The sequence below is a fragment of the Pantoea sp. Seng genome (genome assembly GCF_009829935.1).
Lineage (GTDB): Bacteria > Pseudomonadota > Gammaproteobacteria > Enterobacterales > Enterobacteriaceae > Pantoea > Pantoea communis.
This window is the reverse complement of the sequence record NZ_SZZV01000046.1, coordinates 1-1421: the sequence shown is the minus strand read 5'-3', so window position 1 is coordinate 1421 and position 1421 is coordinate 1. Positions and strand designations below refer to the sequence as shown.

Sequence of the window (1421 nt, the reverse complement as noted above, 5' to 3'; positions counted from 1 at the left end):
TAATGCTTGTCAGTTAAGATCTTAATGGAGGCCGCAGCGGATAACGTTGCGGCTTCTTTTTTACCGCCCTTGGGTAATGCCGCACTCTTCTTTCCGGCAGCACCAGCCCTGGCGCCATCGCCATTATCTCTTCCATTATCCGCGGTATTTTTCCCCCTGAGATGCCCGGTAGCAGGCTCAGATGACTTCTCAGATACAGTGCGGACTGCTTAAAACTCATCTGATAAGGTTCCACGCCTTTCAGGCTGTACGCCATCTGCGCCATCATGAACCTCAGAAGGTTATAGGCCAGGACCACACCCCACAGCTCCTGACGCACAAGTTCTGGCTTTTTGCTTCTCAGCGTCAGCTCATTATTCAGCAGGTGCTGTTTCATCTCGCGGAAGCCGTGCTCTATTTCCCAGCGATGGCTGTATAAATCCACAACATCCGCTTTCGGGTATCTCAGCGGATCGCACATCGATGTCAGGATTTGAACCTTTTTTCCGTTGAGTTCTTTGCTGATAAGCCTTGCCGTCAGTGTGTCTGCAGCACCCTGCCATTTTTTCTTCGCCTGCGGCGACAGCTGTAATTCCACCAACTCCTGACCGGCCCCTAAGCTACGGACAACACGGTACTGTGCCCCTTTGCGCAGCGGCAACATCCAGTGTCTTTCCGTTCCCGCCGACTGCCAGGCGTGCAGCAGACCCAGCGCATAAAAACCTTTATCAAAGAGGGTCAGAGAGTGGTCGGGGGTTTGTGGGATAAGCTGAGCGGCAAGATCGGCTTCGCCGACAGCTGAGACGCTGTCGAACGCTACTGCTGACAACAGATGGCTGGTGACTTCCATCTGACAGACCATACGCACCTGCGGCCACTCAGAGCACTTATTAATATTGGCCGTTCGCCCGAAGGCGGCATCATTCTCTGGTGTGTCAGGGGTGCGCCATACGGTGCCATCCACCGCCATCAGCGTCAGTCCGTTCCAGTGCGACAGCGGTGTCTTTTCAAACCAGAGGCGCTGCGTTTTCTCAAACATTAACCGGATAACATCTTCTCCAAATCGCTGCCGGGCCTGCACAACCGCGCTGGGCGCAACAAAAGGCCTTTTCCCCGGCAGAAGGATATCCAGGTGTGAGACGAGCTGGGTCATCGAATGGGAGCGAAAAAGTGCCATGCCGGTCACAGCCCAGACCATCATTTCCATCGATAACCGGCGCTTTCGTAACGTCACTGTGCCGGTATCAGCAAGACACTCATCAATGAGCTCAGGAGAAAGGAGATCAGAAAGCGTCGAGAATTCCTGAGGCGTAAAGTGATGAACGATATCGAGAGCCTGACTGAGAAGCATAAAAAAATCCGTAATCCCTGAGAGATTACGGATTTTTGCAGAACTGCCGGATCATTCAACCGATCATTTTTGTCTTAACTGATCGGCATTA

Annotated in this window: 1 protein-coding gene; it reads right to left on the bottom strand. The window is 52.8% G+C overall.

Annotated features, from left to right (window positions below):
- Positions 1-13: 13 nt before the first annotated feature.
- Positions 14-1330: an IS4 family transposase gene (locus FD737_RS23635; RefSeq protein WP_160834699.1), complete on the bottom strand. Its 1317-nt coding sequence runs from the start codon at positions 1328-1330 to the stop codon at positions 14-16.
- Positions 1331-1421 lie beyond the last annotated feature (91 nt).

Coding starts and splice junctions, on each gene's coding strand:
- FD737_RS23635 (WP_160834699.1), bottom strand. CDS start 1,330: ATGCTTCTCAGTCAGGCTCTCGATATCGTTCATCACTTTACGCCTCAG.